The following is a 16,438-nucleotide window of genomic DNA, read 5'->3' as shown; positions in this document are numbered from 1 at the left end:
GGCCGGTGGCCGACCTCCCGTGTTCGCGTGCGCCACCGCGTCGCTGCGGTGGCGCCGGATGCATGCTGTCCAGACTGCCAGGTGCCCTGTGATGTTGTGACATCGGGGCTCCCGCGGTCATGTTACCCATCAGTAGCTTGCGTGCAAACGCCAGCGCCTCTCACCATACCGAACTTTATTCGGTCACGCGGAGAGCAGGAACACGACCCCCACCACCAAAGCCGTCCCCGCGAACAGCGCCAGCACCGGCGTGCTGAACAACGTGCTCAACGCCACCGACAGCCCCAGCGCCCCCGCGATGCCCGCGAAGTCGGCGACGATCCGGCCCTTCCTGAACGGCCCGCGCGCGTACAGCCCGAAGCCCGCGTCGATGACCACCACCAGCGTGAACGCCGCCAGCAGGAACAGCGCCACCTCCGGCAGCGGCTCACGCGCGGCGGCCGCCAGCAGCGACACGAACAGCCCCGAGCCGATCAGCCAGCGCCTGCGCACCCGCTCGCGGTGCCTGGCCCTGGCGACCTCCGCCGGCTCCTTGGCCGGCAGCCGCATCTCGCGGGTGGACAGGTGATGCACGTCACGTGCCGCACGCCGCCGGGAGAAGCGCGGTCTGGGCGGCGCCTCCACCCCCAGCCGCTCGCAGATCCGCGCGGCCGTCGGGCGCGCCGCCGGGTCGACGGCGAGACATTCGCGCAGCAGCGGCTCCAGCCAGCCGGGCGCGCCGTCCAGATCGGGCTCGTGGTGGACGACCCGATAGGCGACCGCCGACGCCGGCCCCTGACCGTACGGCTGCCGCCCGGTGGCGGCGTAGGCCAGCGTCGCGCCGAAGGAGAACACGTCCGCCTCCGGCCCCGCGTCACCGCCCTCCAGCACCTCGGGAGCTAAGTAGCCGGGAGTGCCGACCACCGCGCCGGAGGCGGTGACCGACAGGGAGTCGAGCGCGCTGGCGATGCCGAAGTCGATGACGACGGGCACGCCGTCGGCCATCATCACGTTGGCCGGCTTGAGGTCGCGGTGCACCACCCCGGCCTCGTGCATGGCCAGCAGCGCGTCGGCCAGCCCGGTCGCCAGCGGCCGCACGTCGGCCACCGGCACCGGGACGGCGCTGAGCGGCCTGCCCTGGACGTAGCGGGTGACCAGGTAGGGGCGCGCCACGTCGAGCGAGGCGTCGAGCACCTCCGCGACGTGCGGGCCGCCCACCCGGCGCATGGTCTCCACCTCGCGCGACAGCCGGGCCAGCGCCCCGCCGTCGGCCACCACGTGCGGATGCAGCACCTTGACCGCGACCGTCCGCCCGTCGGGGTCGAGCGCCAGGTGCACTTCGCCGAACCCGCCCGAGCCCAGCCGCGAGAGCAACTGGTAGGGGCCGAGGTGCTCGCTCATACCCCCTACTTTCCCCCCGGCCGGTCCCGGAGACACTCACGACCAGGGTGACAGGAAGCCCAGCCCCAGATCCTTCAGCAGATCGTTGATCAACCCCGTGATGAGGCTCATCGCACTGTCCTGGGCGCGGTCGGTCAGCTCCCTGATCACCGTCTCGGGCGCCCGCCACGGCTCCCATGAGGGGTCCTGGCCCAGCGCGAACATCACCGCGAACAGCGCCAGCGTGCCCACGGCCACGGTCGCGACCAGGGCGGCGCCCGGCGAGCGCAGGGTCGCGGTCAGCGTACGGGTGACCGCCTTGCGCGGCGCCCCGCCGCCCGGCAGCAGGAACAGCCCGGCGGTGAACGCCCCGGCGGCGTAGGCGGCGGCCTCGTTGACGCCCATCCCGCCGCCCCAGCGCAGCACCCCCCACACGCACACGCCGAACAGGATCGACAACGGCACCTGCGCCACGCTCACCAGCGCGGCCTTGACCAGTGCCCACGGCGTGCCGACCAGCACCAGCAGCGGGTCGGCCGCGCTGCTGCCGCGCACCTGGCGGCGCTTGACCATGTCGCCGAACAGGTATTCGCCCATCCGGAACACCAGCGCCAGCACGATCGCCACCATGCTCACGACGACCGGCATCATCACGGCCAGCGCGACCAGCGAGACCATCAGCAGCAGCCCGACGAACTGGCTGCCGACGAGATAGCGCTTGCGCTCGGCCGGTCTCGGCTGCGGCGGCGGCGTGTAGGGCCTGGCCTGCGGCTGGGCCGACGGCCGGGTCTGCGGCGGCGCGGGATAACCCGCGACCCGCTGGTCGGGCCGGGGCGCGGCCGGCGGCCTGGCCGTCATCGGTGCCGGGACGTAGGGCGGCGGCTTCTCCTCGCGCGCCGGCCGCGGCGCCTCACGCGCGGGCGGGCGGCGGTCGTAGTCGACCGGCGGCAGCAGGTCGGAGAAGGACTCCATGACGCGTGTGCGGTTGAACAGCCGCTTGCTGCGGCTCGGCGCCTCGGGCGGCGTCTCGTGGAACGTCGTCACCGACGGGTCCAGCGCCTTGGCCATCTTGAGCAGCTCGCGGGCGTCGGGCCTGGCCTCCGGCTCCACCTGGAGCGCCCGGCTCAGCCAGCCACGCAGCCACGCGGGCGCCTTGTCGAGCTGCGCCCGGCCTTCCATGATGTTGAAGCAGACCGCCTCGAACGTGCCCGTGCCGAACGGCGGCCCGCCGACCGCCGCGAAGAACACCGTCGAGGCCAGCGAGTGCACGTCGGCCTTCTGGGTGATCTCGGAGTCGCGGATGATCTCCGGCGCCAGGTAGCCCGGCGTGCCGACGAACATCCCGGTCTGCGTCAGCCGGGTGGCGTTGACCAGGTGGGCGATGCCGAAGTCGATCACCAGCGGCTCGTCGCCGACCAGCATGACGTTGGACGGCTTGAAGTCGCGGTGGATCACGTCGGCGGCGTGGATGGCCACCAGCGCCTGGCACAGGCCCTGGGCCAGCTTGATGATCTGACGCGCCTCCAGCGCGCCCTCGGCCAGCACGGTCTCCTCCAGCGTGCGGCCCGGGGCGAACCGGGTGACCACGTACGGCTGGCCGCCGACGAGCTCGGCGTCGAGCACCTCGGCCACGTACGGGCTGCGCACCCGGCGCATCGTCTCGACCTCGCGGGTCAGCCGGTCGCGGGCCTTGAGGTCGGCGGCCACGTGCGGATGCAGGACCTTGACGGCGACCTCGCGGCCGTCGGTGTCGAGGCCGAGGTGGACAACCCCCATGCCGCCCTCGCCGATCCTCCTGACCAGCCGGTAGGGGCCGAGCCGCTCTGGCGTCTGGGTGTTGCCCGTGCTCATCGCCACCTTCCCCGCGTCATCCGTCGTCGTCCCCCTTCAGCTTGTCGAGCAGTGTCACCGCGGACTCGACGTCGACCGGCCCCCATATGGCCTCCCTAGCGTCGTTCCCGTATGTGCCGTAAGCGAGGATGAGGGAGAGCGCGGCCCCTGCCGCGAGAACTCCTGCCATCACCATCGCCGCTGTCCTCGAGGGTACGAGCGAAGAGAGCGTCCTGCGCATCTGCCTGCCGGGGCCCTCCACCCCGGGGCCGGCGCAGACGGTCCACAGCGCCACTGCCGCCCCCCAGGCCAGCGCGTTGTTCGGATCCATCTTGACTACCACGGTGAGCAGGAGCGTAACGGGCAACCCGAGAATGAGAGCGTAAAGAACCAGCGCGAGCGTGATGCCCACCGACTTGGCCAGCGCCTGCGGGAAGGCGAACACCCGGATCACGTCGAGCGCCGCCGCGCTGCTCGGGCGGCGCACGGTCAGCGACGGCTGGGCCAGGTCGGCGGCGCGCAGCAGCACCACGATCGGCACCGCCACCACGGCCACCAGCACCGGCGCCAGCGCGGCCAGCACGATCATGATGACCAGCAGCATCGCGCCCGCCACGGCGTAGGCGGCCGACTGCTTGAGCGGCTGCCCCGGGATCGCGCCCGGGATGAACGGCTCGCGCCTGGTCTGCGGCTCGGGCGGGAACTGGCCCTGCGCCGGGATGTAGGGCGGCGGCGGCACCGGGGCGCCGCGGCCGTAGTCGGGCGCCTCGGGACGCACCCGCCGGGTCGGCACCTCGCCCTCGGACGGCTGGGCCGCCGGGGCCTGGCTCCACGGCAGGCTCTGCCGGCCCGCCTCGCGCTGCATCTGCCGCAGCTCCTCCGGGCTCACCCGGCGGGTCGGCCACGGGTCGCCCTGCCCGGGCAGCAGCGACACGTACTGCTGGTCGGTGCCCTGCGGCGGGACGGGCGGCGGGCGGCCGTCGACGAGGTGGCGCGGCGTCATGGGCGGCGTGGCAGCCTCCCACGGCTGCCTGTCGCCCGCCACCGGCACGTCCTGCCGGTCCTGGGGACGCCGCTCCTGCCCGTGGGCGGCCACGTCGTTCCCGTACGGGCGCGCGTCCTGCGGCCCCGTCCCGTACGGCGGCCCGGTCGGCACCCCCTGCGGCCCCGTCCCGTACGGCGGCCCGGCGGGCACCCCCTGCGGCCCCGTCCCGTACGGCGGTGCCGCCGGCTTGTCCTGGTGGCCGGTGCCGTGAAGGGGGCGGTCGGCGAACGGCGGGGTGAGGGACGGGTCGCGCGGCGGCAGGTGCTCGCCGGTCTGCGGCGGCCCGTCGGGGCGCGGCACGGTGGAGATCTGGTCGGGCGCGCCGCCGGCCGGTTTGGGCATCATGCGCGCGGTCTGCTCGGCCAGCTCGGCGGCCTTGGGCCGCTTGGCGGGATTGCGCTGGAAGGCGGCCTTGAGCAGCGGCTGGATCGCCTTCGGGGCGGCGCTGACGTCGGCCTTGCCCGCGGTGATGTTGTAGAAGACCATCTCCAGCGTGCCCTTGCCGAAGGGCGGCTGGCCGGTGCCGGCGTAGAGCAGGGTGCCGGCCCAGGCGTGGATGTCGACCTCGGGCCCGGCCTCCTGGCCCTCGATGATCTCCGGCGCCAGGTAGCCGGGCGTGCCGATGAACATGCCCGTCTGGGTCAGCCGGGTCGCGTCGACCGCCTGCGCGATGCCGAAGTCGATCAGCACCGGCTCACCGTCGAGGATCAGCACGTTGCCCGGCTTGAGGTCGCGGTGGATGACGCCCACCGAGTGCACGGCGGCCAGCGCGGCGGCCACCCCGTAGCCGATCTTGAGCAGCGCGGGCAGGTCGAGCGGCCCGTCGTTCTTGACGATCTCGTCGAGCGGACGGCCGGGCACGTAGCGCGTGACGATGTACGGCCGGTGGCCGGTCACGTCGGCGTCGAGCACCTCGGCGATGTAGGAGCTGCGCACCCGGCGCATCGTCTCGACCTCGCGCGCGAGCCGTCGCCTGGCGACCTCGTCACCGGCGACCTCCGAGCGCAGGACTTTGACCGCCACCTGTCGCCCCTGAGGGTCGGTGGCGAGGTGGACCACGCCCATTCCGCCCTCGCCGAGCCGCCTGAGCAGCCGGTAAGGGCCGAGTCGGTCATCGTTCATGGCATGAAGCACCATACCGGCTTAATCCCCGCCCACGAGATGAACCATGAGGCCACATTCCCACTCGTACAACGTCCAGAAAGGCCCCATCGGTTTCCCAATCAACGGTCTCGAATTGGCTACGGTGCCCTGTCAGCCGGCCAGCGGGAGCACTTCGGCGTGCTTGAGCCCGGTCAGGGCGGTTCCGGAGACGGCGAGCTTGGCCCCCCTGACGCCCGCGCCGATGACCACCCGGGGGTGCTCGGCCACGTTGACGTCCACCAGGATCGGCCAGCCGTCGGGCAGTCCGAGCGGGGTGATGCCGCCGTACTCCATCCCGGTGAGCTCCACCGCCTCGGCCATCGGGGCGAAGCTCGCCTTTCGCGCGTCGAGGTGCTTGCGCACCACGCCGTTCACGTCCACCCGCATCGTCGCGAGCACCATGCACGCCGCGTAGCGGACCTCACCGCCGCGTTTGGCGGCGACCACCACGCAGTTGGCCGACTCGTCCAGCGTGACGCCGTAGCGTTCGCAGAACGCCGCGGTGTCGGCCAGCTCCGGGTCGATCTCGGCCACCAGCACCCCGCCGACCTCCGCCGCGGCCCGCGCGACCGGCTCGGCCAGCAGGTCGGGCCGGTCGGCGGCAGGCACCCAGTGCAACGTCATCCCCAACTCCTCGCCTCGCTCTCCCAGGACCTTACGCCGGTCCGGGGAGTAGCACGCGACGTCACGGTGACCGCAACACCCGTTGGTGCAGTTGCGTGACGGCGCCGCGGGCCGACTCCATGGCCCCCGCCTGCCAGGCGATCAGCCGGGTGAGCCAGTCGCCCGCGAAGTACACCCTTCCGGCGGGGCGTTGCAGAAGAGTGAAGGACGAATCAAAGTCGGGCCAGCGCACCCAGCCGCCCTGGATGTGCTCCTGGCGTTCCCAGGCGATGGAGACGCTGGAGAGCACGCCGGTGCGGTACTTCTCGCCGTGGATCTTCTTGCCCTGGGTGAGCGCGCGGCGCCTGCGGTCCTCCGGCGTGAGCGCGCCGTAGAGCTCGGCGTGCTGGTCGGTGTTGTAGTAGCCGACCACGATGCCGCGCTCGGCGTGGTAGTCGTGCGACGGGTACCAGATGTGGGTGATGTCCAGGTCGGTCTCGGTGACACCGCCGTAGATCCGGTCGTCCGTCTCCCACCAGCGGCTGCCGTACTCCAGGCCGATCTTGCCGGCGGCCACCGGGACGGGCCGCCTGAGCGCGGCGGTGACGGGCTCGCCGAGGTTGTGCGGGATCTTGGCCAGCAGGTGCGGCGGGAGGGTGGCGACGCAGTAGTCGGCCTTGATCCGGCCGCCGTCCCAGCTGACCTCGACGCCGTCGGCCTGGTCGGTGATGCCGGTGACGCGGGCGCCGGTGGTGATGCGGTCCGCGCCGACGGCCTCGACGAGCCGGTTCACGATGGCGTCCATGCCGCCGACCGGCTGGAACATGGGGGTGGCCTGGTCGTAGCCGAAGTCGTTGGTGATGGCCCGGCCGGTGCCGGCGGCGAGGACCTGGTGCAGGGTGCCGGGCGGGGTGAGGGGGGTGCCGGCGTCGAGCGTCGGATATTTCACGAAACCGCGCCTGCCGGAGCCTTCGTACTCCAGCCGCGGTCCCAGATCGCCGAACCGCCGCAGGAAGTCGAGCAGCACCTCCTGGTCGCCCTTGGTCACCTTCCGGTTGAGCGCCCCGGCATTCGTGGCTTTGGCGAGCAGTTCGGCGATATATCCGTACATGTCGGCTCGGGCGGTGCCGGACCGCATCGTCCGCCCGTTGGTGTGCACGTACGCCTGCGCGCTGCGGTTGACGAACGTCTCGATCGGGATGCCCAGCTCGCGGCAGTAGTCCAGGGTGACCATCCACGGCGCGATCCGGGCGGGCCCGGCGTTGAAGTAACTCCCCTGGCCGAACGTCACCGCCTGGGCGGGCCCGTTCAGCTCGGTCAGCCGGTCGCCGCCCCTGAGCGTCAGGTTCCGGCCGCCCGCCTCGGCCCTGGCCTCCAGCAGCGTGCAGTCGTAGCCGGCCTTCCCCAGCTCGTACGCGGCCACCAGCCCGGCGACGCCCGCGCCCAGGATCACCACCTTGGCCGCGGCCCGGCCCTGGAGCGAGAAGTCCCCCTTGCGGGGCGGCGTGAACGCCTTGTCCTGCTCCCCGGGCGCCAGGCCCAGCGCCCCCATCGCCGCGTACATGGCCCCGGCGCCGCCGGCCGCCCCGATCCCGACCAGCAGCCCGCGCCTGGTCAGCCTCGCGCCGTCCATCTCACCTCGCCCTCACCACGCCGCCACTTCCCGCCTTCGTCCCGTCGTCCCCGCGATCAGCCGTACGGGCCGCTGCCGCAGGCGACCTGGCCGCCGATGGTGGCCAAAATGCCGAACAGGGCCATGATCTGGGTGAAGTCGTCCGTGGTGAACTCCGTGTGCCTCGGCCCCACGGTCTTCACCCCGGGAACCAGCGCCACGGCCGCCGCGATGGCGGTGGAGTTCCACTCCACCCCCAGCGTGTACGGCGCCGCCATGCTGTAGGGCGTGAAGTCGGTCAACCGGTTGAGCGCCCTGACCGTCGCCTCACGGATGCGCTGCTGGGCAACGCTCGGCGGCAGCAACTCGGCCGAGAACTTCCCGATCCCCTTCTTGACCGCCACCGTCTCCACGTCGCCGAGCAGTTCGCGCGCCTCCTCGCCCACGGCCTCGTCACCGGTCACCAGCACGACCGGGACGCCGTGATAGCCGGCGCACGCCGCCACCACCCGGGTCTCGCCGCACACCTCGCCGTTGAGGTACACGTTCTGGATCTCCTTGCCCATCCACGTGTGGTTGAGCACGCCGTCCGCCACCCCGGCCCGCGCGTGGTAGCCCACGAAGCAGGCGGCGCCGAACGAGCCGTCCAGGCCCTGGGCCATGCGCTGCGCCTTCCCCGGGCCCCGGATCAGGCTGGCCCTCGGGTCGAGCAGGTCGATCCGCAGGTTCTTGGTGGACCCGTGCGCGTCGTTGACCAGCACGCTCCCCGCCCCGGCGGCGAACGCCCCGTCGATCGCCGCGTTGGCGTCGGCGGTCATCAGCTCGCAGCCGCGCTCGTAGCCGCGCTCGCCGGCGTGCATCTCCTCCGGGTCGGTCAGCCCGGTCACGCCCTCCATGTCGACGGACAGGTATACCTTCACGCGCTGCGTTCCTCTCTCAGTTCCACACCGAATCCCGGCCGGTGCCGCGTCCGCTCCTGCTGGAGGCCGGGGGCGGCCCGGGTCAGGCGCCCCATGATTCCACCCGCCGCGATTCGGCCTCGGTCATGAGGCCGACGTGGGCCGTCATGAAGTCGGCCGTCCGGGCGCGCCACGGCTCCGGGATCTCGTCCAGGGCCGGCGGGTAGCAGTGGTCGAGCCAGCCCGTCGACTCCTCGGTGGCCTCGAAGTGCTCCAGGGCCCCGGCGAACATGGTGTGCTCGATGCCGGGGATGCGGGCCAGGCCGTACTCGATCATCTCCTGGCCGCCGTAGGGCGGCGGCCGGAGCCACTTCCTGGCCTTGGCGCTGGTCGCGGGGACCGGGGTGTCGAGGGGGCGGCGCTCGACGGCGGCCTGGATGATCTCCTTGTACAGGCACTTGGCGCAGTTGCGGCAGGGCCCGTCGGTGCCGATGAGGCACCAGCGCACGTGTTCCTTGAGTTCGGAGTTCAGGGCCAGGCGCATGGTGACGGCCTCGCTCACACCGCCGACCGGGAGGACGATGTGCACACCGGCGGCGGCGAACAACCGGCCCCACGCGCCGTGCGGGGCCCACATGGGGTTGTCGGGCGTGTAGCGCAACAGGTAGCGGTCGCCGCCGAGCCAGCGTGAACCGAGTTCATACCCGAAGGCCAGCCCACCGAGGTCGAGCCGGTCTGCCAGCAGCAGGGCGCCGGCCGCGACCGCGTGGTGCTCGGGATAACCGGGCCTCGGCTCGGCGAGGGTGAACTCCAGGTCGGAGGCGACGGTGGTGAGCTCGCGGCCGGTCCGCGCGGCCAGCTTGGCGAGCACGTCGGAGCGGTAGTGCGGCCAGCGGTTCGGCACCCGGGGGTGCGAGACCCGGCGGAAGTGCACGAACGGCGCGTCCGGGTAGATCGCGGCCGCGGCCACGGAGTCGGCGCCGCCGCTGTAGGAGATCGCGAGGGTCCGTCCCGTACGGCGCGGCTCGGCGGCGACGGGACCGGCGTCGATCCCCCAGCCGTCGTGCAGCGCCTCGGCCAGCTCGGCGGAGACGGCCCGGTCGAAGGTGATCCGGCGGCGCGTCCACGGGGCGACGATGCTCCAGGTGGCGACCGCGAACAGGTCGGGGTGGGCGTCGCCGGGCACGCCGGCGATCGTGCACGTGTTGGTGGCCAGCTTGACCGGGTGCTCGTCGGCGGCCCTGCCGGTGATCTCGTCCTCGGGGTCCAGGCGGAACGTGAGCCGCCCGTCCGACCAGCTCACACGCACGGCCGTACCTCCGTCGCACGCTCCCGGGCCGCGCCGGCGTCCGCCGGGCGGCCCGCCGCGGGCCTGCCGGAGCGGAGCTCGTCGACGGCCTGCCAGAGGAGAACCTCGTTCTGCAGGAGCCCGTCGAGCGCCTGCGCGGTCTCCTGGGCCAGGCGCCGGGTGTCGGCGTCCGGCGCGGGAGGCGGGGCGTCCGTGAGGCGCCTGACCTGGCCGCGCAGGGCGTTCAGCTCGCCTTTCAGGGTGGTCAGTTCGTCGCGCAGGTCCTGGACCTGCCGGAGGGCGTCCTTGAGGTCCCGGCGGTGGTCGGCGATCGGGAGATAGCGGGCGTCGAACCAGGCACGCGCGCGCGCACGCAGCCGGGAGGGGACCAGGACGCGCATCATGACACGCCACCATAGTGGCAAAAGGCCCCCCAAACCCGCCCACCCTGACAAGACCGGCATACGGGCGCGATCACGGGACGGGCGGCCGGGGAATCCACCGGCGAGGTGTTGACGCGGGGACTACGGGCGCTTACGTTTCCGGCCATCGGCGAAATATATCGCCATGAATCCGAAACTTTCGGAGGCGCCATGTTACGAGCCGTTGTCGCGGTCGGCCTGCTCGGCTTCGCCGCCGTCAACCCGGCCCGGCCCGCCGGTCCCCCTGGCATCACCGTCCGGGAACACGTCCGCCACCAGGAGATCGACGGGTTCGGGCTGTCGCAGGCGTTCCGGCGCAACGAGCTGCTGCGCGCACTGTCCGAGGAGCGGCAGCGGGAGATCCTCGACCTGTGGTTCGACCGTGGCACGGGGGCGGGCCTGAGCATCCTGCGCCTCGGCATCGGCTCCTCGCCGGCCGGCAGCCCGTACGACCACATGGTCTCCATCCAGCCGGAGGACCCGGGCGGGCCGGACGCCCCGCCGCGATACACGTGGGACGGCGAGGACAACAGCCAGGTCTGGGTGGCCAAGGAGGCCCAGAGGTACGGCGTGCGGCGCTTCTTCGCCGACGCCTGGAGCGCCCCCGGCTACATGAAGGACAACGGCGACGACAAGAACGGCGGCACGCTGAAGCCGGAGTGGCGCGAGGCGTACGCCCGCTACCTGGTGCGCTACACGAAGTTCTACGCCCGGGAGGGCATCAGGATCACCGATCTCGGCTTCACGAACGAACCCGACTACACGGCTCCGTACGCCTCGATGCGGTTCACCCCCCAGCAGGCGGCGGAGTTCGTCAAGGTGCTGGGCCCGATCGCCCGGGGTGTCAAGATCGCCTGCTGCGACTCCTTCGGCTGGACCGAGTCGAAGGCGTACACGGCGGCGATCGAGGCCGACCCCGAGGCGCGCCGCTGGGTCAGGACGCACACCGGCCACACCTACGCCAGCCCGGTCGACGGCCCGCTGCCGACGAAGCGGAAGACCTGGATGTCGGAGTGGAACCCCGGCGGCGACACCTGGAACGAGAACTGGGACGACGGCAGCGGCTACGACGGCCTCACGGTCGCGCGGGCCGTCCACGACGCGCTCACGCTCGGCGGGGTGAGCGGCTACGTCTACTGGTTCGGCGCCTCGCGCGGCGCGACCAGGGCGCTGATGCAGATCGACGAGACGGCGGGGACCTACCGGGTGTCCAAGCGGCTGTGGGCGCTGGCCGCCTACAGCAGGTTCATCCGCCCGGGCGCGATCCGGATCGGGGCGGAGGCGGCGGACCCGGCGCTGAAAGTTTCGGCGTTCCGCAACCCCGACGGCTCAAAGGTGATCGAAGTGCTCAACACCGGCGCCGAGGCCGTCACCTGGCGGGGCGTGCCCGGCCGGGCCACCTCCCGTCTCACCGCCTATCTCACCGACGGCGCGCACTCGCTCGCGCCCGCACCCGTCGCCGGCCGGGCCGTGACGCTCCAGCCGCGCGCCCTCACCACGATCGTGATCGGAGATCATCGATGAGAGCACTCGCCCTCGCCCTGGTCCTGCTCCTGGCCCTGCCGGGCACGGCGTACGCCCAGGGCGGGCACCACCCCCGCGACCTGCGTGACCTGGCGCGCAAGCACGGCATCAGGATCGGCACCGCCGTGGACGTGGCGGCGCTGCGCGCCGAGCCGGACTACCGGGCCAGGCTCAACCGCGAGTTCAACCACGTCACCGCCGAGAACGCGATGAAGTGGGAGTCGGTCGAGCCGGAACGCGGTGTCCACACCTGGGACGACGCCGACGCGGTGGTGCGCAACGCCCGCCGCCAGGGCCAGAAGGTGCGCGGTCACACGCTCGTGTGGCACAACCAACTGCCCGCCTGGCTGACCACGGGCGTCGAGGACGGCTCGATCGACGCGGCCGAACTGCGCGAGATCCTCCGCGAGCACGTCACCACGCAGGCCCGCCGCTACCGGGGCCAGATCCGCGCCTGGGACGTGGTCAACGAGGCGTTCGAGGACGACGGCACGATGCGGCAGACCATCTGGCTCAAGCACCTGGGCCCCGGCTACATCGCCGACGCCTTCCGCTGGGCGCACCGCGCCGACCCGCACGCCAAGCTCTACCTCAACGACTACAACGTGGAGTGGAGCGTCCCCAAGATCGAGGCCACGCTGGCGCTGGTCAAGGAGCTGCGGGCGCAGCGGGTGCCGATCCACGGCATGGGCTTCCAGGGCCACCTGGGCATCCAGTACGGCTACCCGGGCGACTGGGCCAACGTGATGGGCCGCTTCGCCGAACTCGGCCTGGAGATCGCGATCACCGAGCTGGACGTGCGGATGGAGCTGCCGGTGACGCCGGAGAAGCTCGCCACCCAGGCCGAGTACTACACCCGCGCGCTCACCGACTGCCTGAGCGTGCGGGCGTGCGAGGAGGTGACCGTGTGGGGCTTCACCGACCGGCACTCATGGGTCCCCGGCTGGTTCGACGGCGAGGGCGCCGCGTGCCTGCTGGACGAGAACCTCGCCGCGAAGCCCGCCTACGACGCCCTCCTGGCCGTAAGGCCGGAGCGCCGGTAGGTCAGCGGCCGGTGAACTTGGGGGTGGACTTCTCGGCGAAGGCCGTCATGCCGATCTTGGCGTCGTCGGTCGCGAACAGCCCGGAGAACTGCAGCCGCTCGATCTCCAGGCCCGTGTCGAGGTCGACCTCCAGCCCCTGGTCCACGGCCTGCTTGGCGGCCCGCAGCGCGACCGTGGGGCCGCCGGTGAAGGTCGCGGCCCACTCGCGGGCGGCCCGGTAGACCTCGGCGTCGGGCACGACCCGGTCGACCAGGCCGAGGGCCAGCGCTTCGGCGGCCGGGACGTGCCGGCCGCTGAAGATGAGGTCCTTGGCGCGGGCCGGGCCGACCAGGCGTGGCAGCCGCTGGGTGCCGCCCGCGCCGGGGATGATGCCGAGCTGGATCTCCGGCTGGCCGAGCTTGGCCGACTCGCCCGCGACCCGGAAGTCGGCGCACAGCGCCAGCTCGCAGCCGCCGCCGAGCGCGTAGCCGGTGATGGCGGCGATGACGGGCTTGCCGATGCGGGCCACGGCGGTGAAGCAGTCCTGCAGCGTGCGGGAGTGGGCGGCCATGTCGGCGTAGGACATGCCGGCCATCTCCTTGATGTCGGCCCCCGCCGCGAACACCCGCTCGCCCCCGTAGAGGATGACGGCGTGCGCCTCCGGGTCGGCGTCGGCGATCCGGGCGGCCTCGGCGATCTCGCGCTGGACCTGGCCGTTGAGCGCGTTCATCTTGGGACGGTCAAGCGTGATCGTGGCGATCTGGTCGGCCACCTCGACACTCACGAACTCAGCCATGCGCCGACCCTACTAGTTAACGTCTGAAAAATTCCTTCGCAAAACTCTCGCCGGAGAAGGAAAATGTTGAGACGCTGACTGCGTCACAGCACCCCCCAGTCAAGGAGCGGTACATGCGCAGAGCGCTGGCGATCGCCGCGGTCGCCATTCTGCCCTTAGTCAACACCACCGGCGCGCGGGCCGCCGCCGAGCCCGACGACCGGCAGGCCGCATTCGCGGCCGCCGCCGAGGAGTTCAAGGTCCCGCAGAGCGTCCTGCTGGGCGTCTCCTACCTGGAGTCACGCTGGGACGCGCACGCCGGCCAGCCCAGCAACGACGCCGGATTCGGTCCCATGCACCTCACCGACGCGGCGGCGTACACCGGGTCGAACCACCACGACGAGGGCACCGAGGACCCCCGCGGCGACGAGAGCAGGCCGTCGGCCGTCCCCGAGCAGCAGGCGGCGCCGGTGGAGATCCCCGCGTCGCTGCGCACCATGGAGAAGGCCGCGCAGCTCACCGGCGAGAGCCACGAGCGGCTGCGCACCGACCCCGCCGCCAACATCCGGGGCGGCGCGGCGCTGCTGGCCGACTACCAGAAGGCGCTCGGCGCGCCACTCAGCGACGAACCCGGCGACTGGTACGGCGCGGTCGCCCGGTATTCGGGCGCCGAGGAGTCCGAGGCGGCCAAGTTCTTCGCCGACGAGGTGTTCGCCACCATCGAGCAGGGCGAGCAGCGGGTCACCGACGACGGCCACCGGGTCACGCTCGACCCGGTCCCCGGCCTGGGCAAGGTCGAGAAGTGGCTGGAGAAGCTCGGCCTGCGCCCGCCGCGCCGCGACGGCGTGGAGTGCCCGCCGACGATCTCCTGCGAGTGGATCCCGGCCGGCTACGCCGAACTGCCCAACAACAACTACGGCAACCACGACCTGTCGAACCGGCCGCACAACCAGAAGGTCGACTACATCGTCATCCACGACATGGAGGGCTACTTCCGCCCGTCCATCGGCCTCGTGGAGAACCCGGCCAACCGGGCGAGCTGGCACTACTCGCTGCGCTCCACCGACGGGCACATCGCCCAGCACCTCAAGACCAAGGACGTCGGCTGGCAGGCCGGCAACTGGTACATCAACGCCAAGTCGATCGGCCTGGAGCACGAGGGATTCCTCGCCGAGGGCAGCACCTGGTACACCGAGGCGATGTACCGCACGTCCGCCAAGCTCGTGCGCTACCTGGCCTTCAGGCACGGCGTGCCGCTCGACCGCGCGCACATCATCGGCCACGACAACGTGCCCGGCACGCTGCCGACCACGGTCCGCGGCATGCACGAGGACCCGGGGCCGTTCTGGGACTGGGCGCACTACTTCAAGCTGCTCGGCAAGCCGCTGCACCCGTTCGGCGGCCCCAAGGCGGGCAGCGTCATGATCAGGCCCGACTTCGCCACGAACAAGCCGTACTTCTACGGCTGCGACCGCAAGAACCCGGAGGCGGCCTGCCCGCCGCTGCCCGCCGGCACCGTCTGGCTGCGCACCGAGCCGCGCGAGGACGCGCCCCTGATCAAGGACATCGGCAAGCACCCGACCGGCGAGTCGCTCTACAGCGTCTACGACCACAGCGCGCGGGCCAGCACCGGCCAGCGCTTCGCCGTGGCCGAGCGGCAGGGCGACTGGACGGCCATCTGGTACCTCGGCCAGAAGGCGTGGTTCCACAACCCGGCCGCCGCGCCGACCGCCATCCCGTCCATGGGCCTCGTCGTGACGCCCAAGCCTGGCCTGGCCACGGTCCCGGTGTACGGCAGGGCGTACCCGGAGCAGGAGGCCTACCCCGAGGGCATCCCGTACCAGGCGGTCACGCCGCTGCAGTACACGTTCTCGGCCGGCGAGAAGTACACGCTGTCGGGCACGGCGGCCACCGAGTACTACCGGGCCGTCACCTTCGACGCGTCAGGCCACACGGTGGTCCGGGGCAAGACGAAGTATCTGCAGATCCAGTTCGGGCACCGGGTGATGTTCGTCAAGGCTGACGACGTGCGGGTGACGCTCGCCTGGTGAACTCCGCGACGGCGCGCCTGGTGCTCGTGAGAGCCTCCTGTGAGGAGTCGAACGTGCGCTGGGCGACGCCGACGAACACGCAGTCGACGACGAGGAGCTGACTGATCCGGCTGGCCAGCGCGCCGGGCCGGAACTCCGTCTCGCGCCCCGCCGAGATCAGCACGTGCTCGGCCAGCTCCGCGATGGACGAGCGGGGGTTGTTGGTGATCGCGACCGTGGTCGCGCCCGCCTCCCCCGCCCTCGTCAGCGGCTCGATCACGTCGGGCGTCTCGCCCGAGGTGCTGATGCCGATCGCCACGTCGCCTTCCTTCAGCAGCACCGCGCTGGTCAGCGCCAGGTGGGCGTCCTGGAAGGCATGGCTCGACAGGCCGATGCGCAGCAGCTTCTGCGCCACGTCCCCGGCGACCAGGCCGGAGGCGCCCACCCCGTAGGCGTCGACCCGGCGGGCGCCGGCGATGGCGTCGACCACCAAACCGAGCCGCTCGGAGGTGAGCTGCGCGACCGTGTCGTTGATCGCCTCGGACTCGGCCCGCGCCACCTTCTGGATGACCTCCGACAGCGGGTCGTCGGGCGCCAGGTCACCGGGCACCAGCCGGTCGGGCTGGGCGGCGGCCGCGGCCAGCGCGAGACGGAGCTGCGGGTAGCCGGCGAAGCCGAGCAGCCGGGCGGTGCGCACGATCGTGGCCTCGCTGGTGCCGGAGGCGGCCGACAGCTCGGTGATCGTGCTGCGCGCGACCGTCGCCGGGTCTTCCAGGATCAGCCGGGCGACGGTGCGCGCGGCCGGGGTCAGGGACGGCAGCACGCCGCGGACCGTCGCCACCAGTGTGTCTGCCCGCAGGCCGTTCCCGCTGTCGTCCACAGTGCA

Annotated in this window: 13 protein-coding genes; 3 read left to right on the top strand and 10 right to left on the bottom strand. The window is 72.2% G+C overall.

From position 1 onward, the window contains the following. Positions 1–183: 183 nt before the first annotated feature. The 8 genes from ADY59_RS01705 to ADY59_RS01670 all read right to left on the bottom strand — a co-directional run bounded on the left by ADY59_RS01705 (position 184) and on the right by ADY59_RS01670 (position 10,183). A complete protein-coding gene (locus tag ADY59_RS01705) occupies positions 184–1,380 on the bottom strand; it encodes a serine/threonine-protein kinase (RefSeq protein WP_049556775.1) in 1,197 nt (398 codons plus the stop codon). Positions 1,381–1,416: 36 nt separating this feature from the next. Continuing rightward, positions 1,417–3,210, bottom strand: coding sequence for a serine/threonine-protein kinase (locus ADY59_RS01700; RefSeq protein WP_049556771.1), 1,794 nt, complete (start codon positions 3,208–3,210; stop codon positions 1,417–1,419). A gap of 16 nt (positions 3,211–3,226) precedes the next feature. After that, on the bottom strand, positions 3,227–5,356 hold the full coding sequence (locus ADY59_RS47380; RefSeq protein ID WP_053174368.1) for a serine/threonine-protein kinase: 2,130 nt from the start codon (positions 5,354–5,356) through the stop codon (positions 3,227–3,229). A 132-nt stretch (positions 5,357–5,488) separates the two neighbouring features. Next, entirely contained in the window at positions 5,489–6,001 is a 513-nt protein-coding gene (locus tag ADY59_RS01690) for a YbaK/EbsC family protein (protein WP_049556769.1), read from the bottom strand. 61 nt (positions 6,002–6,062) lie between these two features. After that, a complete protein-coding gene (locus tag ADY59_RS01685) occupies positions 6,063–7,613 on the bottom strand; it encodes a flavin monoamine oxidase family protein (protein ID WP_049556768.1) in 1,551 nt (516 codons plus the stop codon). A 56-nt stretch (positions 7,614–7,669) separates the two neighbouring features. Beyond that, positions 7,670–8,512 carry a M55 family metallopeptidase gene (locus ADY59_RS01680; RefSeq protein WP_049556766.1) on the bottom strand — a complete coding sequence of 281 codons (843 nt, stop codon included), beginning with the start codon at positions 8,510–8,512 and terminating at the stop codon, positions 7,670–7,672. Positions 8,513–8,594: 82 nt separating this feature from the next. Beyond that, a complete protein-coding gene (locus ADY59_RS01675; protein WP_049556764.1) occupies positions 8,595–9,800 on the bottom strand; it encodes a DUF6395 domain-containing protein in 1,206 nt (401 codons plus the stop codon). Then, positions 9,791–10,183 carry a hypothetical protein gene (locus tag ADY59_RS01670; protein ID WP_063780526.1) on the bottom strand — a complete coding sequence of 131 codons (393 nt, stop codon included), beginning with the start codon at positions 10,181–10,183 and terminating at the stop codon, positions 9,791–9,793. The genes ADY59_RS01675 and ADY59_RS01670 overlap by 10 nt, the downstream gene beginning before the upstream one ends. A gap of 189 nt (positions 10,184–10,372) precedes the next feature. Here ADY59_RS01670 and ADY59_RS01665 point away from each other — a divergent pair, with 189 nt between their 5' ends. Together ADY59_RS01665 and ADY59_RS01660 are read left to right on the top strand one after the other, a co-directional pair. Further along, positions 10,373–11,725: a glycoside hydrolase family 30 protein gene (locus ADY59_RS01665; RefSeq protein WP_049556763.1), complete on the top strand. Its 1,353-nt coding sequence runs from the start codon at positions 10,373–10,375 to the stop codon at positions 11,723–11,725. Then, a complete protein-coding gene (locus ADY59_RS01660) occupies positions 11,722–12,768 on the top strand; it encodes an endo-1,4-beta-xylanase (protein WP_049556761.1) in 1,047 nt (348 codons plus the stop codon). Before ADY59_RS01665 ends, ADY59_RS01660 begins: the two co-directional genes overlap by 4 nt. 1 nt (position 12,769) lies before the next feature. Here ADY59_RS01660 and ADY59_RS01655 read toward each other — a convergent pair whose 3' ends face one another. Beyond that, positions 12,770–13,543: an enoyl-CoA hydratase/isomerase family protein gene (locus tag ADY59_RS01655; RefSeq protein WP_049556759.1), complete on the bottom strand. Its 774-nt coding sequence runs from the start codon at positions 13,541–13,543 to the stop codon at positions 12,770–12,772. Between the two features lie 113 nt (positions 13,544–13,656). On the opposite strand from ADY59_RS01655, the gene ADY59_RS01650 reads away from it, so the two are divergent. Then, the gene (locus ADY59_RS01650; RefSeq protein ID WP_049556757.1) at positions 13,657–15,573 is read left to right on the top strand and encodes an N-acetylmuramoyl-L-alanine amidase; all 1,917 of its coding nucleotides are present in this window, start codon (positions 13,657–13,659) and stop codon (positions 15,571–15,573) included. On the opposite strand, the gene ADY59_RS01645 is transcribed toward ADY59_RS01650, so the two are convergent. Then, entirely contained in the window at positions 15,536–16,432 is an 897-nt protein-coding gene (locus ADY59_RS01645; RefSeq protein WP_049556756.1) for a MurR/RpiR family transcriptional regulator, read from the bottom strand. The two genes, ADY59_RS01650 and ADY59_RS01645, sit on opposite strands and share 38 nt — an antisense overlap. Between the last annotated feature and the right edge of the window lie 6 nt (positions 16,433–16,438).

It is taken from the genome of Nonomuraea sp. SBT364 (assembly GCF_001083785.1).
Classification (GTDB): Bacteria; Actinomycetota; Actinomycetes; order Streptosporangiales; family Streptosporangiaceae; genus Nonomuraea.
This window is presented reverse-complemented; position numbering and strand designations above follow the sequence as displayed.